Raw genomic sequence first — 18168 nt, 5'->3', positions numbered from 1 at the left:
CCTGATTAATATTTAATTGGAAGAGAATAGCTGCTGGTGGAGCCTTTGAGCATGCCCATCGGTCATTGAAGATATGTAGTCAGCAATGACTCGGAATCCTCCGCTTCTGGTCTCTTTTTCCAACCATTCCTGACGCACATTAATTGGTAGTAAGCGCTCGGGATCGGCACTGAGTGCTTCGAAAATATCCATAATGATCTGCTGACCTTTGTATTCTACCACTTGAACGTGGGGCACTTGAATCACATAGTCGCTGACGAACTTTTTCAACACATCGAGCGCTTTAGCCATAGTAGGTTCAAGTACCGCATTAAAGGCTAGTATTTCGCTCTGGAAAGGGGCATCAATCGGTTTAATCGAAATACTGGTCAGTAGTGCGTTAACCATGCCGCCGATCGCATCCTTACGTTGATAATGAGTGCCTGAAAAGAGCATCTCGGTGATCGAGGCAATATGCTTTTCAAACCAAGCATCGCCACACTCAGATAAATGGCTAGAAGCACCTTCAATCCACTGCTGGCGATTAACCATACCCAGGACAATGGCATCTTCAAGATCGTGTACCCCATAAGCGATATCGTCCGCCAGTTCCATAATCGAACAATCAATCGACTTATAGCGCGTTTTGCTATGTTGCCTGTCGCTGATACTTTCAGCCCGCATCTGACTGAACAGTAATCTATCTTGCTCACACAATGGTTCTACCACCCAGTCAAACAGCGTTTTATCACAGTCATAAAGCCCCTTAGCGGGTGACCAGTCTTTTGCTCTCAGTCTGCGCTGGTGAGAAACACTTTCTGGTACATGAGCAGCGCGTGTTTGGCTAATCATGGCTGGGTACTTGATGAGTCCGAGTAAAGTGCGACGTGTGAGGTTCATTCCGAACTGTTCGGTATACGGCTCTAGCTTGGTGACTATGCGAAATGTTTGGGCATTGCCTTCGAAACCACCGTGATCACGCATCATATAATTGAGAGCGACTTCACCGCCGTGACCATAGGGCGGATGACCAATGTCGTGGGCAAGACATAAAGAGTCAATTAGGCTATCACTGGGTAGTAAGTCCCTGAACTCAGGTTGTTTCTTTTTCAACTGAGCAACAATTCCCGTACCTAATTGTGCGGCTTCAAGTGAGTGAGTCAGGCGGGTACGATGGAAGTCGTCAAAGCTATTGCCATGCACTTGAGTTTTAGCCTGCAAACGACGAAACGCTGCAGAGTGAAGGATGCGCGCGCGATCTCTTTGATATGGGCTGCGATGGTCATCGCGACGAATCTTATGTTCATCATCGTGGCGTTCATGCCATAAATCACTGATTTTAAACGTCATAGGCTGCATCCCCTGTTTTTTCTTACCGTACACGTATACGCTAGTGACTGCAAGGCTAGTCACGCATAGTAAGAATCAGTATCGCAGCGACAGCAAGAAAGCTGGTCATCATCAAGAACACATCATTGTAGGCCATAATCGCTGCGTCTCTTTGCATTGTAGCAACCAAACTGGCTTGAGCTTGCTGCATTGCTGTTGCGGCATCACTGCCCGCCTGGATAAAGAAGCTTTGCTTTTGATGAAGGGTTTCCCAACCTAATTGACTAACAGTGGGTAGAGACTCCTTAATATGAGCGAGATGCTCGCGCGTTTTGTTATCAAGTAGGGTAGCGATAACAGCGATGCTGAAAGCTCCTCCTAGGTTGCGCATAACGTTAGTTAAGGTAGAGGCGTCGGGTGTATCATGCTTGGCGATGTTTTTCATTGCCACTAAAGACAGCGGCACCATAATAAATGGGCTGCCAATGGCGCGTAGTACCATAGATAAAATCAACTGCTGACCACCAAAATCAACCGTCATATGAGTGTTGACGTAACAACTTAAGCCAAACATGGCAAAGCCGAACGTGACCAAGTACTTGGGCTTAATAATTTGGGTTAACTTAGGTACGAGTGGAAAAATTAACAGCTGTGGAAAGCCCATCCACATCAAGACTTCTCCAATCTCCATCGCGTTATATTGTTGAATCTGAGTCAGATACATCGGCAATACATAGATGGAGCCAAGAAGTGCCATCCCTAGGATCAGATAAGCGAGACAAGACATGGCAAACTGCCCATCGCGGAGTAATCGCAAGTTGACCAATGGTTTTTTGTGCTGCAGTTCGTTAATCACAAAGTAGACCAAGCTCACAGCGGAGATGATGCTCAAGGTAATAATAAAGCGAGAGCTGAACCACTCTTCACGATTGCCTTCTTCCAGTACCACTTCTAAGCAGCCCAAGCCAAGCGCCATGGTGGCAATACCGAACCAATCGGCCTTTTTCAGTGTGGCTAATTGTAGCGGCTCGTCATCCAAACCATAGCGAATCATAGCAATCACTAAGAAAGCTGGTGGGATATTTATATAGAAGATGTAGTGCCAAGATAGGTTTTCCGTCAACCAGCCACCAAAAGTAGGGCCAATAGACGGGGCAAAAGTAGCAGTAATACCAAATAAAGCCATGCCTACTGCACGTTTATTAAGTGGCAAAAGCTGTATGACCAATGAAAAGGCTAGGGGGATCAAAGCGCCACCACTAAAGCCTTGCATTGCGCGGAATACGATCATCGAGGTCATGTTCCACGAGAAGGAACACAACAGCGAAGAGAGCGTAAACATCGCGGTTGTCCAAGTCAGATAACGGCGCTTCCCCAACGCTTTGGATAGCCAGCCACTGAGTGGAATCGCGATCATTTCAGCCACAAGATAAGACGTCGAGATCCAAGAACTTTCGTCTAAAGTCGCAGAGAGCGCTCCTTGAATATCTTTCAGTGAAGAGTTGGTGATCTGGATGTCCAGGATTGCCATAAACGCACCGATAAGACCACCAAACAGAGCTATCCAGTGACGGGTTGGGACTTGTTGCTCTTCAATCGTTGGGCTAACAGCAGTATTTGCCATGGTTAGCCTCGGGTATCAATAGTAGCGACAACAGATAAACCAGGGAGTAAACGCCCTTTAAGCTCTTTAGCATCAGGAATGATAATTTTTACGGGTACACGTTGAACGATTTTAGTGAAGTTGCCCGTTGCATTCTCTGGTGGTAGAAGAGCAAACTTGGCTCCGGTGGCAGGAGAAAAACTCTCAACTACCCCCTCAAGTGGTTCTCCAGGGAAAGCATCAAGTTCCACTGCGACTTTCTGCCCTTTGTGAATACCACTGAGCTGAGTTTCTTTGAAGTTCGCTTCTATCCATACTGAGTTATTAGGTACTAAACTCATCAATGGTGCGCCAGACTGAACTAACAAACCTTCACGAACACTGCGTTTACCTATAATGCCGTCAGTTGGGGCATAAACTTTGGTGTAATCTAAATTTAATTGGGCTTGTTTTAGCCCGGCTTGCGCTTCTGTGACCGAAGCTCTTGCTTGCTCTATTTCGCTGGCGATAACATTGAGTTGATCGTTTGCTGCCACCAAGCTTGCTTTTGCTTCTTCGAGTGCTGCCATCGTGACTTTTTGTTGAGCGAGCATACTGTCGACTTCATCTTGAGAAGCATAGTCGCGTTTTAATAGGCTTCGTGAGCGTGCCACTTGTTGAATGGCACGGTCATATTCGGCTTGTGCAGAATCAACACGGCTTTCAGCTTGATGAATTTGGCTGCGTTGTAACTTTTGCTGAGCAACGAGGTTGCCTTCACTCGCTTCGGCAACGACTAGATGAGCTTTGGCTTGCTCTAATGCCGCTTGAAAATCGCGGTCGTCAATCCGCACCAAAAGGTCTCCCTGTTTGACGGCTTGGTTATCCGTGATGTAAGACTGGGCAATATAGCCAGAAACTTTTGGGCTGATACTAGTGATGTCGCCTTGTAGGTAAGCATTATCAGTAGACTCAAAATATTGACCGTAAGTGAGCCAGTAACCACCGCCTAGCAAGCCAAGCGACAGCATGAACGCTGTTGCAATTAAAGGGGTTTTGTTACGTTTGCGCGGCTTGGCTTGGGCGTTGTGGTTTTTGGTCATAGTAATTCTCGTTGGGGAAATAAGGGTGTAACAAATTGTAAAGGAAATGGATTGGTTGATAAGATAGAAAAAAATGAAAACACTGTTGCACAGATTGATCTAATGCCTGGAGGGAATAATCGATGGACTTAAACGCGATAAACGTGTTTGTACAAGTGGTTGAGTGCGGAAGTTTTACCCAAGCTGCAGAGTCGTTGAGTATGACTAAGTCTACGGTCAGTCGAAAGTTAGCCGACTTAGAGCGGCATTTAGGTGTGAGGTTGATCACTCGTTCAACCCGTAGTTTAGTGATCACCCCTGAGGGAGAGCGCTTTTATCAATCTAGCCAGCAAATGCTTGAGCTTCTTAACCAAGCTGAGCTTGAAGTGAGTGCCAACCAAGATTTGATCAGAGGTCCACTGAATGTCGTTTTTCCTGTCGAACTAGGCCAGCAAGTATTAAGTAAGCACATTCATCGATTTTTAGCAGATCATCCCCATGTCACTTTAAACTTAGAGTTAACCAATCGTGAAGTGGATATCATCGCAGAGGGTATTGATCTGTATGCGCAAATTGGTGAGTTGGCAGATTCAAGCTTGGTATCAAGGTATCTTGCTTCTTCAACACGTATTTTGGTTGCTAGCCCTGAGTACATTGAAAAGTTCGGCCAGATTGATAGCCATCATGATCTGAAACCGCCACATCAGCTTGTTGAAGTCTCTAACAAAGGTGCTCGTTTTCCTAAATGGCACCTTGGTTTAGAAGACGTATCCTATCAAATTGACTTACCGTATCAGCTTAGGGTTAATACCATCACGTCGTGCTTGAACGCATGTATTGATGGATTAGGGATATCTGTGTTGCCAGAATTTATTTGCTTAGAGCACCTTAATAGTGGCCGATTAGTGCGACTTTTACCTGATTACATTATGCCGGAAGTGAGTGTTAGTCTGGTGTATGCCGATAGGCGATTAATGCCAAAGCGTAAAAAAGTGTTCATTGATTACCTGCTTGATGCTTTCCATAAAGAGCACCCACGTACTAACTAATCTCATCTAACGAAAGTTCAAAGCTTGGCGCAAAGGTGGTGAGGAAATACGCCATCTCTGGTGTTTGACGTTCTTTTAAAGTGACATCTAGGCGCTTTTTAGCTAATGCATATTCGTGGTTTCCCGCACTCAGCTCTTCAAGACATTTCAAATAAGCACAGATGGTATCTGCTTGTTTAACGATTGCCGCATCTTCTGTGTGGGCACACTGAGAGACTAGATACGGTGCAAAATCGTCTCGAAACTCTTCCGGCAGCATCGAAAGCAACTTTTGCTCCGCTGCTGCTTCAATCTTTTTATACTCTTTAGCGATCTCTGGGTTGTAGTATTTGACTGGAGTCGGTAAGTCACCTGTTAAAACTTCACTGGTGTCGTGGTACATACCGAGAATCGCTATTCTTTCAGGGTTTAAGTTTCCGTCAAATTTTTTGTTTTTGATAACGGCTAAAGCGTGAGCTACAAATGCGACTTGTAAGCTATGTTCCGAGATGTTCTCGGTCGATATCGATCGCATCAACGGCCAGCGCTGAATCAGTTTCATGCGAGCCAAGTGAGCAAAAAAGTGACTTTCCTTTGGATTGGTGTTTGGCATTTGTACCCCCTAAACAAAAAGGACACTCGGTGAGTGTCCTTTAAGCATATGAAAGTTCAGCGCTAATTACTACTGACTATAGGTTGATAAGAAGCGTTCAAAGCGGCCAATTGCCATTTCTAAATCCTCAACATGTGGCAAAGTCACAATGCGGAAGTGATCGGGTTTTGGCCAGTTGAAGCCAGTACCTTGAACAAGCAGCACTTTTTCTTGAATTAAGAAATCGAGCACCATTTTCTGATCGTCCTTGATGTTGTACATCTTAGTGTCGATTTTCGGGAACAGATACATTGCACCTTTTGGTTTGACACAAGAGACGCCAGGGATCTGGTTAATCAGCTCAAAGGCTTTATCACGCTGTTCCAACAAACGGCCACCAGGCAAGATCAGTTCATTGATACTTTGATAGCCACCCAGTGCAGTTTGAATTGCATGTTGCATTGGAACGTTGGCACATAAGCGCATTGAAGAGAGCATATCAAGACCGTTGATGTACCCTTGAGCTTGATGCTTAGGCCCGGTAAGAAACATCCAACCACCGCGGAAACCACAAACACGGTAAGCTTTTGACAGGCCGTTAAAAGTGACGACCAGCACATCTTCAGTTAAGGTTGCCACTGAGGTGTGCGTGGCACCATCGTAAAGTACCTTATCGTAAATTTCGTCAGCGAATATAATCAGCTTGTGCTGGCGAGCAATTTCGATCACCTCAAGCAAGAAGTCGCGGCTATAGACCGCTCCTGTTGGGTTGTTCGGGTTGATCAGCACAATACCGCGGGTCTTTGGCGTGATCTTCTTTCTTATGTCATCTAGGTCTGGGTACCAGTCGGATTCTTCGTCACACATGTAGTGAACGGCTTTACCACCAGACAAGGCAACAGACGCGGTCCAGAGTGGGTAGTCAGGTGCTGGGACAAGCATCTCGTCGCCGTTATTTAGCAAGGCTTGCATGGCCATGACAATTAACTCTGACGCACCGTTACCCACGTACACATCCTCTACATCAAGAGAGCGAATACCTTTACGTTGATAGTGTTGAACTACCGCTTTACGAGCTGAGTAAATGCCTTTTGAATCGCAGTAACCTTGAGATGTTGGCAGGTTACGGATTACATCAACCAGAATTTCGTCAGGGGCGTCGAAGCCAAATGGGGCGGGGTTACCAATGTTCAGCTTCAGTATTTTATGCCCCTCTTCCTCCATGCGCTTAGCATGTTTGAGTACAGGACCCCTAATGTCATAGCAGACATTGTCGAGTTTTGACGACATCCCGATATTTTGCATTGATTAAAACCTAAATATTATTTAATTTCTTTATTAAAGTACCTTAAAAAGAGGTTCTTTAGAATAAAAATCTGATTAGATAACAACATTTAAAGGCTTGTAGCACGCCCGTTATCACAGGATTTTGCAAAACATTGGTTTCAACCTTGATTTGAGTAAGGTCTATAAATAGAGTAGCGACATATAATGAAATAATAGTCCCCATGCATACGAGGCTGATTTGTCATACTTTCATCAAGCCGTAACTGAACTTATCGAACGCGTAAAGGAAGCAGAAGATGGTGTAAACCGTCTGGTTCAAGTTCTTGAGGAAAAACCTGACTTTGCATTTATCGACTGGTTGGAAGCGCAGCCACTATTCCCCAAGTTTTATTGGCAATCGCGCGATACCCGAGAAGAGGTTGTGGCACTTGGCCAACTGCATACTTTTGTTGAGCCAGCACCGGCTTATACGATTTTGGCCGAAGACCAGCGTATTTGGGGAGGGCGATCCTTTGACGGTCATACGGGCAAGAACCGCCGTTGCATGTCCTCATTTTTCTTCCTACCGCAAATTGAGCTAATTCGTTTTGATGAGCGGTGGTCACTGGCGGTGAATCTCAATGCCGAAAAGCATCGTACTTTGGCAAGCTTGTATAAACTGCAGTTAGAAGTCTCGCCGATACTACCAGTCTCTTCGCATATAGAAACGATTCAACATACTCCAGAAAAAGGGCAATGGTCACAGTTGGTTGACAAAGTGCTAACTGGTATCAAAAACGATGAATTTAAGAAAGTGGTACTAGCGCGTAAAACCGAGGTGAACCTAGATAGGCCTCTTTGTGCATCTCAGTTATTGAAAGCGAGTTATCTGCAAAATCATCACAGTTTTCACTTCTTGCTCTCGTTAGATAAGAAACACAGCTTTTTGGGCTCTACGCCAGAGCGTCTGTATGCTCGCCAAGGGCAAGAACTTTATACCGAAGCTCTTGCAGGTACGATAGGGCGAGGTATTAATGCAAGCCAAGATATGGAGTTGGCCAACTGGCTTTCTAATGACGTTAAGAATCTCAATGAAAACCAATATGTTGTCGACGATATTATTGATCGCTTAACCCCGCATTCGGAACATGTTGAAGTCGAGCAAGAGGCGAGGTTAGTCCGCTTACGCAAAGTACAGCATTTAAAGCGCAGCATTCATGCTCACCTTCGTAAAGGAGTCAATGGGGTCCAGTTACTTAGCGCTTTACAACCCACAGCCGCCGTGGCGGGTTTACCTCGTGAAGAGTCGATGGCATTTATCCAGAAAAATGAACCGTTTGCTCGCGGCTGGTATGCTGGCTCTATGGGTTTCATCAGCCAGCAACGCGCCGAGTTTTGCGTTGCTATCCGTAGCGCTTTGGTACTCAACGATCAAGTGCAGCTCTTTGCTGGGGCAGGAATTGTTCCTGGTTCAGTGGCAGAGTATGAATGGCAAGAGCTAGACAAAAAGATGTCAACGTTACTGTCTTTGATTTCAGATAACCCTCCATTGGGAGTAGCTTCGTAGATGAGTGGCGGTTCATACTCAATTGAGCAAGCAGTTGTAAATCGCATCTGGTGCCAAACCCTTTTTGAAGAGCTATCGCGCTTTGGTGTGACTGACGTATGTATTGCACCCGGTTCCCGCTCAACACCACTGACCTTAGAAGCAGCTGAAAACCCACATTTGAATCTGCATACCCATTTTGATGAACGTGGTTTAGGCTTTCTTGCGCTTGGGTTGGCGAAAGCCAGTTGTAAACCTGTGGCCGTGGTGGTGACTTCTGGCACGGCAGTAGCAAACTTATTGCCCGCGATTGCAGAAGCTAAGCTAACAGGTGAAAAACTGGTGGTATTAACTGCAGACAGACCAGTGGAATTGATTGACTGTGGTGCCAATCAAGCCATCAACCAATCAGGGATCTTTTCTTCTCATATCAGCGAAGTACTCGAACTTCCAAGCCCTGCTTTGAGTACGCCTTTGAAGTGGCTGCTCACATCGGTAGATAAAGTGATGCACAGCCAGTCAAGATTGGGGGGAGCGATACATATCAATTGTCCGTTCCCAGAGCCTTTGTATAGCACTCAAGCTAAGTCTATCTATCAAGGCTACCTTGATTCTGTTTCTCGCTGGTGGAACGGCAATACAACCTATACACGACAGTTTTCTAACTTGGGCAAACCACAGCTACATTTTAGCGACTTTGCTGATATGAAAGGGGCGATTGTACTAGGCAGTGTCACGCTAATTGAAGCGCGACTGGCCAAGCAGTTAGCCGAAAAATTGGGATGGCCTCTCTTGTGTGATCCTCAGTCTGGAGTCAACTCTGCTTGGGCTCACTATGATTTATGGCTGCAAAACCCTCTGCGCTCAGGGCGATTCAATCAGTGCGAGTTGATCCTGCAAATCGGCTCAAGGATTGTTTCAAAGCGTTTGAATCAGTGGCTTATTCAACAGGTCGAACAGTTTGGTGCTGAGTATCATTATCTTTCTCCAAGCGTAGATAGAAACAACCAAGCGCACTTAATACAAACTCACCATATTGCTGAAATTGAGTCTTGGTTGCATACCTGTATCGAGTCTTTTCCGCCGTTAATGAACAGTGAATCGGGCTGGGCTAATGAGCTTACTGAGTTATCTCAACAGGTAGCCGATTTAGCCGCACTTCATCTCAATACCGATTCGAAATTAGATGAGATTGCGCTGGCGCTAAGCGTGAATCAACTGCCGAACCAAGCGCAGGTTTTTTTAGGCAATAGCCTATTTGTGCGCTTGGTGGATATGTTTAGCAACCATGACGGCTATGCTGTATACAGCAATCGCGGGGCATCGGGGATTGATGGATTAATTGCGACCGCTTCTGGGGTTGTACGTGCCAAGAAAGTGCCGACTGTGATTTATATCGGTGATACTTCTTTGCTTTATGATGTTAACTCGCTCGCGCTACTCACCCACGAAAAAACACCCGTGGTGGTTGTGGTGACCAATAACGATGGTGGTGCAATTTTTGATTTGTTACCTGTACCAGCGCAGCAAAAACAATCACTCTATCAAATGCCGCACGGCTATGATTTTGAGTTTGCAGCAAAACAGTTCAAGCTAGGCTACAACAAGCCTGAAACTTTGGCTCATTTTCACCAGTTAGTGAATGACCATTTAGTCGACGGTCAAGGGGCGCTGCTTGTTGAAGTGCAAACACCTCCTGACCAGGCATCATCTCAATTAAAAGAATTTATCCAACAAGTTCATGCTTTATAGTCATTCAAGTTTAAATCTAAACCATGCGGGCCCGGTAATTGTATTTTTACACGGTTTGCTCGGTTCTGGTTCGGATTGGCAAGCTACTCAAGTCTATTTATCCAATTTTCCTACTATTTCATTAGATTTACCAGGACATGGACTCAGTGCATTAGAATCTTGTTGCAACTTTAGACACTGCTGCGATCAAATATCTGACACTCTTCTTACTTATGTGACGCCACATAAGCCTATAGTATTGGTTGGCTACTCGATGGGGGGGCGTATTGTAATGACTGGAGTTGCTAATGGTTACTTTTCTTCTCTCAATATTCAGTCAATTATTGTCGAAGGCGGCAATTTCGGATTGAAGAGTGAAGCAGAGAAGCAGCAAAGATGGCAAAGTGATAACCAGTGGGCGAATCGCTTTCGCAACGAGTCTATTGAACAGGTATTAAGCGACTGGTATCAGCAGCCCGTGTTTAGTTCGCTAAATCATGAGCAAAGACAAAAACTGATTGATAAACGGAGTGCTAATCTAGGCTCATCGGTAGCAAACATGCTAGAAGCGACATCGCTCGCTAAACAAGATTATCTACTCGATGCTTTGAAACAGTCGGGTGTCGAGACTCATTATATATGTGGCGATAGAGACAATAAGTTTAGTCAGTTGGCCAAACAAAGCTGTTTGTCTTTTAGCCAGGTTGCGGGGGCAGGGCACAATGTTCATGTTGAACAGCCACAAGCTTTCGCAACGATTGTAAAAACTCAGCTAAATACTTTTCGCTAGGTAGTCAGTTGAGCCAATAAGTAAATAAACTAGGAATCACCATGGCAAAAACAGTCGGTATCTCAGAAGAAGAACTATACGCTCCAGTTAACTGGAATGACTGCACAGGTGAATATGAAGATATTCAGTACCACAAATCAGAAGATGGAATCGCTAAGATTACTATCGCTCGCCCTCAAGTTCGTAACGCATTCCGCCCACAAACCGTCAAAGAAATGATCAATGCGCTGACAGACGCGCGTTATGATGAAGGGGTTGGCGTCATAATCCTTACTGGTTTAGGTGAGAAAGCATTCTGTTCTGGCGGTGATCAGAAGATTCGTGGTGACTACGGAGGCTACCAAGATGATTCGGGTACCCACCACTTAAATGTTCTTGATTTCCAGCGTCAAATTCGTACATGTCCAAAGCCAGTGATTGCTTCGGTTGCAGGTTGGGCTGTAGGTGGTGGTCACGTTCTACATATGATGTGTGACTTAACCATCGCGGCTGAAAACGCACAATTTGGTCAAACAGGACCTAAAGTAGGCTCATTTGATGGTGGCTGGGGTGCTTCTTACATGGCTCGTATTGTTGGTCAGAAGAAGGCACGCGAAATCTGGTTCTTATGCCGATTCTATGATGCGCAAGAGGCTCTCGATATGGGGTTAGTTAACACGGCTGTTCCCGTCGAAGAACTAGAGAAAGAAACGGTTCGCTGGTGCCGTGAAACTCTCCAGCACAGCCCAATGGCACTACGCTGTCTAAAAGCGGCGCTGAATGCCGACTGTGACGGCCAAGCTGGTCTTCAGGAGCTTGCAGGTAACGCAACCATGATGTTCTACATGACGGAAGAAGGTCAAGAAGGCCGTAATGCGTTTAATGAGAAGCGTCGTCCTGACTTTAATAAGTTCCCACGTAACCCTTAATTTGTTGTTTATATTGTCGCGTTGGCATCAATGACTGTTTCGAGGGTGCTCATATAGGTTTCTATATTCTGCGTCCTCTCTTTATTCTTGAGGCTACAGCTTAGATATCAACGTACAAATGGGTGAAATATCCAACACAAGCTACATTTATATCAATAAAGAAAGGGATATTGCTATGAGATCAGCCAAACTGTATCGCTATGAATTGCCGATGGACAGTGGCGTGATACTGCGTGAACAAAAGCTCAAGCAGAGAGAGGGATTTGTCGTTGAGCTGGTTCTTGATGGTGAAATTGGTCGAGGTGAAATTGCGCCCCTACCTGGTTTTAGTATTGAGACAATGGAAGATGTTTACTCGCAATTGATCGAGCAACTGGCGTTGTGGCAACAAGGCCAAACACTCAATTTTGATGAGCTGTACCCATCTGTCGCATTCGGCTTGTCAATGGCTAGCTTAGAGCTGAATAAGCAACTTCCACAACAAGGCTGTTTTCAAGCTGCGCCATTGTGTTCGGGGGATCCAGATGAGTTGCTACCTAAGCTAAACGCGATGACAGGCAATAAGGTTGCGAAAATAAAAGTTGGCCTATATGAGCCCATTCGTGATGGGATGCTGGTCAGCCTGTTCTTAGAGTCGATTCCTGACTTGACCTTGCGTTTGGATGCAAACCGAGCGTGGACAGCAGAGAAAGCGCAGCAATTCGCGAAGAAGATTGCCCCATCGCTACGTGGTCGGATTGCTTTTATCGAAGAGCCTTGTCAATCTCCGGGAGACAGCTTCTCTTTCGCCATTAATACGGGCATTGCCATAGCTTGGGATGAAACACTGCAACATGCTATCCGCAAAGAGGAGTTTAAGCTAGAAGACCTCAACGGTGCTAAAGCGATCGTGGTCAAACCCACTTTGATTGGATCAGTGGAGCGCAGTATCGAGTTGATAGACAAAGCGAAATCACTTGGGATAAAGGCGGTAATTAGTTCGAGTATTGAGTCGAGCCTAGGCTTAACTCAGCTAGCAAGACTGGCTCATTGGCAGTTACCTGACGAAGTGCCGGGCCTTGATACGGTCGGCCTCTTTGCTCAGCAACTAGAAGTCGCGTGGCCTGGCTGTGACCTTCCAATAGCTCGTTTGTCTGATCAGGCTTTAATCTGGCAGGCGTAATGGGTCACTTATCACCACTACGTCAATGGGCTCAATCGAGCCCATCTTTATTTGCTCTGTCTACACCTTCAGAAAGTTACACATGGGCTGAGCTAACAACTGTGGTCGAGCAGGTGGCTAACTCACTGGCAAGCCAAGGTATTGGAACGGACAGTGTATTGACTTGTGTTGGCAAAAATAGCCCTGAACTCATCTTGGTTTATTTGGCCTGTCTCGAGCTAGAGGCGATTTGCGCCATCACCATGCCGCAAACAGAGACAGAATTTCAACAAAAACTCAGCACTTTATATTCGAAGCCGAGTGAGGCTAAAGTGTGGCTCTCTAGTGATATTCCGCACCTTTACAACTACCAAAATATTGAGCTGAAGTTATCAAACAACCGAACTGATTATGCCTCCTTTAATACTGACGCGCTGGCTTCTATCATATTTACGTCTGGTTCTACGGGCTTGCCTAAAGCGGTAGCTCATACCTCTAAGCAGCATTTGGCTTCCGCTCAAGGTTTGTTGCAGCGCTTTAAGTTTAAACGAGGAGATACCTGGTTACTGAGCCTACCTATGTACCATGTCTCTGGATTGGCGATTATCTATCGCTGGCTGTTCAGTGGTGCAAGCTTGAAAATGGGCAAAGGGGAATTGGCTGAAGATATTCAGGGAGTCACCCACGCCTCTTTAGTCTCTACCCAACTTAAGAGGCTTCTCGATAATGAAGTGAAGTTGTCGCTTAGTCATGTATTGCTAGGTGGCAGTCATGTACCGGTGGAGCTTAGTAAGCAAGCTGAAAAACTTGGCATCGAAACATGGCTTGGTTACGGAATGACAGAAGCTGCATCAACAGTTACAGCAAAACGCATTGATGCTCAATCCAGTGCTGGAGAGTTGCTTCCCAAACGTAAATTACGCTTGAAAGGGCAAAGGATCTTTATTGGAGGTAAAACTTTAGCTGCTGGCTATTATGTTCAAGGAAAACTCACTCCAATAACTGAAGACGGTTGGTTTGACAGTAAAGATCTCGGCGAGATGCTTGATCAGGAACTGAAGATTATTGGCCGCGCAGACAATTTGTTTATCTCTGGTGGTGAAAACATCCATTGTGAAGAGATCGAAGAGGCCCTGAACAAACTTCCATTCATAAATCAATCTGTGATTGTACCTATAGAAGACAGCGAGTTTGGCCATAGACCAATCGCCGTTATTGCCACAACTGATACGATTGATAAGCAGAAAATCGCAGAGTATCTTAAAGGCTCGCTAACAAAACTGAAGTGGCCAATTGCTTACTACAAAATGCCGGAAGAACTGTTGCAAAGTGGGATAAAAGTGTCGAGGCACAAAGTAAAGCAGTGGCTAGAGGGCCAACTTAGTTAATTTGGCAATTTCATAGTCCAAATATGAATTTAGTATTCTTATAACCCTAACTCATAATGTCTCTAGATATTTAAGGGTTAGGGCATAAGGATGATTAAGGCAGTACTTGTGATAGGCGTGATATTACAGATTGTTGTCGCTATCCAAAGTGAAGGTCTCGCGAGATCATTAGCTGAGCTCTCTGCGTTTTTGTTGGTTTTGGCCATTGTCTTTAACTTAAAGACGAGCAAGCGCAAAAAGCAGCAGTGTAAAACTGAAGATGCTTAAGCGAGGGTTATCCAAGCTAAAGATGTCGTAGAGATTAGAATCCACAGAGTGACACCAAAAATCAGGGGCTTAGGTCCGGAAGACTTTAGCTTCTCAACGGAAATACCGCACCCAATCAAGAACAAGCATACCACTAGTGCTCGTTTCGCTATATCAAAAACCCCCTGATAAATGGCTTCAAATTGGGGCATTAAATCACTGACGGCAATGGCCACGCAGTAAAATAAAATGAAGTAAGGAATCGTAATCTTCTTTGAATCGTTGCGAAACAGAAACGCGCTAATTAACGCGACAGGAATAATCCATAATGCGCGAGCCAACTTAAGTGTTGTTGCTGTGGTAAGTGCTTCCTCACCATAGGCAGACGCAGCACCAACGACAGACGATGTATCGTGAATGGCAATTGCCGCCCACGTACCGAAAGTATGCTGATCAAGATTCAGTGCGTGACCAGTCACAGGGAAGATAAATAGCGCAATAGAGTTTAAGACGAATACGGTAGCAAGTGATAAGCCGATTTGCTCGTCGTTGGCTTTGATTGCCGGAGAGACTGCCGCAATAGCACTACCGCCGCAGATCGCGGTACCCGATGAAATCAGATATCCCGTCTCTCTATTTAACCCTAGTGCTTTCGCTAGCCACCAGCCAATTACCAGTGTGCCAACAATCGTTGCGATAATGATGCCAATCCCATCAGAGGTAACGGCTAACGCCTGCTCAAATTGTATACCAAAACCTAAGCCCACGATCGAGTAGGCCAATAGTTTCTTGGTTACTTTGGCAAGATTATATTGAGTCGGAACTAAGCCTAGTGACGCTAATAGGAACCCAATAACCAACGCAGTAGGGGACGTCACAAATGGTGTGAAGCAAATAGTCAGTGCAAGCCAAAATGGTAATTGAGTTTTGATATTGTTCATTTTCTGGGAGGGCAGCAAAGTTAGGAAGACAAGAGCAAGTATTCTAGCTGACTCACAGCGACAAAGAGAGCCGATTGATTTGAACAAGCGTTAAGAAAAACTTAACGCTTGTATGGCTCTTGCGTGCTAGGGCTAACGCCAATCACCTCTTAGTGCTGCGACTTTGCTGCGCATCGCTTCTGTAGAAGCGCTTTCTGGCGCGACAGGCTCGCCCACTTCAATTTCGAGCCTAGACCTGAAACGAGTCGGTAGCCCTTTACATGCTGCACCTTTATAGCGGCTAAAGTAACTGCCCCATAGCCCTTTTAATGCGATAGGAATGACAGGGACAGGACTCCGCTTGAGGATAATATCCATACCACGCATAAATTGATTCATTTCCCCATCTGACGTTAAGTGACCTTCAGGGAAGATACAGACAATGTGTCCTTCCGATAGTGCCTTCTCTACCTCATTAAAAGCGCTAATGATCGAGCGTCGGTTGTTTGCCGAGATCGGGATGACCCCAGCGCGTTGTAAGAATCGTTTGAGTGGTGGCAAGTTGGCGTATTTTTCTTCCATTACAAAGCGAATCAATCTAGGGCACACCGCGCTTAACAGTAATGCATCCATATAGCTAACGTGATTGCAGACTAACAGTGCGCCGTTTTTTTCAGGTAAGTTTTGCGTATTTTTATGACTGACGCGGTACATTGTATGGGTGATGACCCAAGTCAAAAAGCGCACCACAAAAATAGGGACTTGCATAAACAAGTAGCCAGCGACCAAGAGGTTTAACACCGCCAATAACAAGAAAAGTTGAGGAATAGAGAGTTCAATGATGGTTAAACACACAATGCCTAAGACGGCACTACCAACCATAAACAGTGAGTTGTAAATATTAAGTGCAGCAATGACTTGTGCTCGTTCGGCCACTTTCGCTCTCTGCTGCATTAAAGCGTATAAAGGGACAATAAAGATACCGCCAGAAGCACCAAGCAGAAGCAGGTAAGCAAACAACGACCACAATGGTTTGTGCATCACAAATTCGCTAAAGCTTGCAAACTCAGGCAGTTGCTGAGGGACTGATATAGCCATCAAAGCGCCAAAAATAGTAATACCTAAACTACCTAAAGGCACAATTCCCACTTCGATACGGTGGTTGGAAAGCTTGTCGCAAGCTAACGAGCCTACTGCAATACCGACAGAAAACAGTGCCAATAAGAAAGAGACCGCGCTTTCACTACCATTGAGGTGCAGTTTAGTGAAATTTGGGAATTGAGTGAGGTATGCAGCGCCTAAAAACCAAAACCAGCTAATAGCCATTAGTGAGCGGAAGATGGTTTTGTCCGCTTTAGCAATAGCGATGGTTTTCTTCGTCTGTTTAACAGGTTGCCATTTAAATTCTAGCTCAGGTGCGCTCGCGGGGGCTTCAGGAATTGAACGGCTAGATAGATAACCAAATATAGCGAATAGAACAACGCAGGCCGCAGCGACATATTTAGCGCTCTCCGCTGAAGCGATGACACCCGCTCCAAGTGTTCCCAATAATATTGCGAGAAATGTGCCCGTTTCGACCAAGGCGTTGCCCGGAACAAGTTCATTCGCTTTTAACTGTTGTGGTAACAAAGCATATTTGACTGGTCCAAAAAACGCAGACTGGGTGCCCATCAAAAACAGTAAGATAAGCAAAATGATATAGCTTTCAGTGATAAAACCAATGGCACCAAGGCACATGATACCGATCTCGGCGAGCTTTACTTTACGAATGAACCAAGATTTTTCGTACTTATCAGCAAGAACACCAGCAGAGGCAGAGAAAAGGAAAAAGGGAAGAATGAATAAGCCTGCCGCTAAGTTGATGAACAAATTACTAGAGATCGGTAATACGCCAGCACCAGCGAAAGCAACAAATAACAATAAAACATTTTTAAAAATGTTGTCGTTAAATGCACCGAAAAACTGGGTAATGAAATAGGGTAGAAATCGCTTTTGCCCTAGTAGAGAAGTTTGGCTATTCGACATTAAGGGATTACCAATTATTTAAGTAATTAGAGAGCAAGTTTTCTATCAGCACCTTTCCATCAATTGGCTCTGCTGCGAAAAATTTATCGTCGACACTTAACAGCGTGATCCCATGTACTCCAGACCAAAGCACGCGGCTTGCTTGCAGCACTTCTTTTGGGCTTCGTTCAGGAGCTAAAACCTGGAGAAGTTGCTCCAGCATTCCGGTCATCGAATCAATGCGTTCCGCTTGCCACTCGGGGAGCGTCTCACCATTCATATTATGTTCGAAGATTAGTTGCCAACGATGTGGGTGGCGCTGAGCAAAATCATGGTAGCAGTAGGCGAGTTCATACAAAGCTGATTTAGGGTCTTGGCAATGGGAAACCACAGCTTTAGCTTCTTCTGAAAGTTCGTCGAGAGTTTGGGCAACTGCGTGGAGAAGTAACAGGTTGTAGCTGCCAAAGACATTGACCAGAGTACTTGGTACATAGCCGATCATTGTCGCAATCTTCCGCAAGCTTAACTCGTGATAGGTATTACTTACTAAAAATTCTTTGACGGTGTTAAGCGTGAGCGCGATAAGCTCTTCACGCGTATGATCGTTTCTTCGGGCCATGATAAGTATTCTAAAAT

The 18168-nt window shown here is 45.3% G+C and carries 16 protein-coding genes; 8 read left to right on the top strand and 8 right to left on the bottom strand.

The window, feature by feature from the left end:
• Window positions 1–12: 12 nt before the first annotated feature.
• The 3 genes from APB76_RS11510 to APB76_RS11500 are packed head-to-tail and all read right to left on the bottom strand — an operon-like array spanning window position 13 to window position 3993.
• On the bottom strand, window positions 13–1329 hold the full coding sequence (locus APB76_RS11510) for an anti-phage deoxyguanosine triphosphatase (protein ID WP_054961687.1): 1317 nt from the start codon (window positions 1327–1329) through the stop codon (window positions 13–15).
• 55 nt (window positions 1330–1384) lie between these two features.
• On the bottom strand, window positions 1385–2932 hold the full coding sequence (locus APB76_RS11505) for a DHA2 family efflux MFS transporter permease subunit (RefSeq protein WP_049843708.1): 1548 nt from the start codon (window positions 2930–2932) through the stop codon (window positions 1385–1387).
• 2 nt (window positions 2933–2934) lie between these two features.
• Complete coding sequence (locus APB76_RS11500) at window positions 2935–3993, bottom strand: HlyD family secretion protein (protein ID WP_054961614.1); 1059 nt, start codon at window positions 3991–3993, stop codon at window positions 2935–2937.
• A 122-nt stretch (window positions 3994–4115) separates the two neighbouring features.
• Here APB76_RS11500 and APB76_RS11495 point away from each other — a divergent pair, with 122 nt between their 5' ends.
• A complete protein-coding gene (locus tag APB76_RS11495) occupies window positions 4116–5021 on the top strand; it encodes a LysR family transcriptional regulator (RefSeq protein ID WP_054961615.1) in 906 nt (301 codons plus the stop codon).
• Here the strand turns inward: APB76_RS11495 and yfbR are convergent.
• Window positions 5014–5613 carry a 5'-deoxynucleotidase gene (gene yfbR / locus APB76_RS11490; RefSeq protein ID WP_054961616.1) on the bottom strand — a complete coding sequence of 200 codons (600 nt, stop codon included), beginning with the start codon at window positions 5611–5613 and terminating at the stop codon, window positions 5014–5016. The genes APB76_RS11495 and yfbR overlap by 8 nt on opposite strands.
• 69 nt (window positions 5614–5682) lie before the next feature.
• Window positions 5683–6897 carry a pyridoxal phosphate-dependent aminotransferase gene (locus APB76_RS11485; protein WP_049843724.1) on the bottom strand — a complete coding sequence of 405 codons (1215 nt, stop codon included), beginning with the start codon at window positions 6895–6897 and terminating at the stop codon, window positions 5683–5685.
• Window positions 6898–7117: 220 nt separating this feature from the next.
• Between APB76_RS11485 and APB76_RS11480 the strand changes: the two genes are divergently transcribed.
• From APB76_RS11480 to APB76_RS23105, 7 genes are all read left to right on the top strand, one after another.
• On the top strand, window positions 7118–8425 hold the full coding sequence (locus APB76_RS11480; RefSeq protein WP_054961617.1) for an isochorismate synthase: 1308 nt from the start codon (window positions 7118–7120) through the stop codon (window positions 8423–8425).
• Entirely contained in the window at window positions 8426–10156 is a 1731-nt protein-coding gene (gene menD, locus APB76_RS11475; RefSeq protein WP_054961618.1) for a 2-succinyl-5-enolpyruvyl-6-hydroxy-3-cyclohexene-1-carboxylic-acid synthase, read from the top strand.
• Entirely contained in the window at window positions 10146–10925 is a 780-nt protein-coding gene (gene menH / locus APB76_RS11470; protein WP_054961619.1) for a 2-succinyl-6-hydroxy-2,4-cyclohexadiene-1-carboxylate synthase, read from the top strand. The genes menD and menH overlap by 11 nt, the downstream gene beginning before the upstream one ends.
• A gap of 41 nt (window positions 10926–10966) precedes the next feature.
• The gene (gene menB, locus APB76_RS11465; protein WP_054961620.1) at window positions 10967–11833 is read left to right on the top strand and encodes a 1,4-dihydroxy-2-naphthoyl-CoA synthase; all 867 of its coding nucleotides are present in this window, start codon (window positions 10967–10969) and stop codon (window positions 11831–11833) included.
• A 175-nt stretch (window positions 11834–12008) separates the two neighbouring features.
• Entirely contained in the window at window positions 12009–12995 is a 987-nt protein-coding gene (menC, locus tag APB76_RS11460) for an o-succinylbenzoate synthase (protein ID WP_054961621.1), read from the top strand.
• Entirely contained in the window at window positions 12995–14362 is a 1368-nt protein-coding gene (gene menE, locus APB76_RS11455; RefSeq protein ID WP_054961622.1) for an o-succinylbenzoate--CoA ligase, read from the top strand. Before menC ends, menE begins: the two co-directional genes overlap by 1 nt.
• Before the next feature lie 90 nt (window positions 14363–14452).
• Window positions 14453–14629 carry a hypothetical protein gene (locus tag APB76_RS23105; RefSeq protein ID WP_167350316.1) on the top strand — a complete coding sequence of 59 codons (177 nt, stop codon included), beginning with the start codon at window positions 14453–14455 and terminating at the stop codon, window positions 14627–14629.
• Here the strand turns inward: APB76_RS23105 and APB76_RS11450 are convergent.
• The 3 genes from APB76_RS11450 to APB76_RS11440 form a co-directional block, all read right to left on the bottom strand.
• Window positions 14626–15549: a YeiH family protein gene (locus tag APB76_RS11450; RefSeq protein ID WP_054961623.1), complete on the bottom strand. Its 924-nt coding sequence runs from the start codon at window positions 15547–15549 to the stop codon at window positions 14626–14628. The genes APB76_RS23105 and APB76_RS11450 overlap by 4 nt on opposite strands.
• 132 nt (window positions 15550–15681) lie before the next feature.
• Window positions 15682–17553, bottom strand: a complete 1872-nt coding sequence (locus APB76_RS11445; RefSeq protein WP_054961624.1) for an MFS transporter — start codon at window positions 17551–17553, stop codon at window positions 15682–15684.
• Window positions 17554–17560: 7 nt separating this feature from the next.
• Window positions 17561–18151, bottom strand: a complete 591-nt coding sequence (locus APB76_RS11440; protein WP_049843733.1) for a TetR/AcrR family transcriptional regulator — start codon at window positions 18149–18151, stop codon at window positions 17561–17563.
• Between the last annotated feature and the right edge of the window lie 17 nt (window positions 18152–18168).

Origin of the sequence: Vibrio bivalvicida, assembly GCF_001399455.2 — a bacterium.
Taxonomy (GTDB): domain Bacteria; phylum Pseudomonadota; class Gammaproteobacteria; order Enterobacterales; family Vibrionaceae; genus Vibrio; species Vibrio bivalvicida.
Note: the sequence above shows the minus strand (reverse complement) of the source record. Positions and strands in the feature narration are given on the sequence as shown.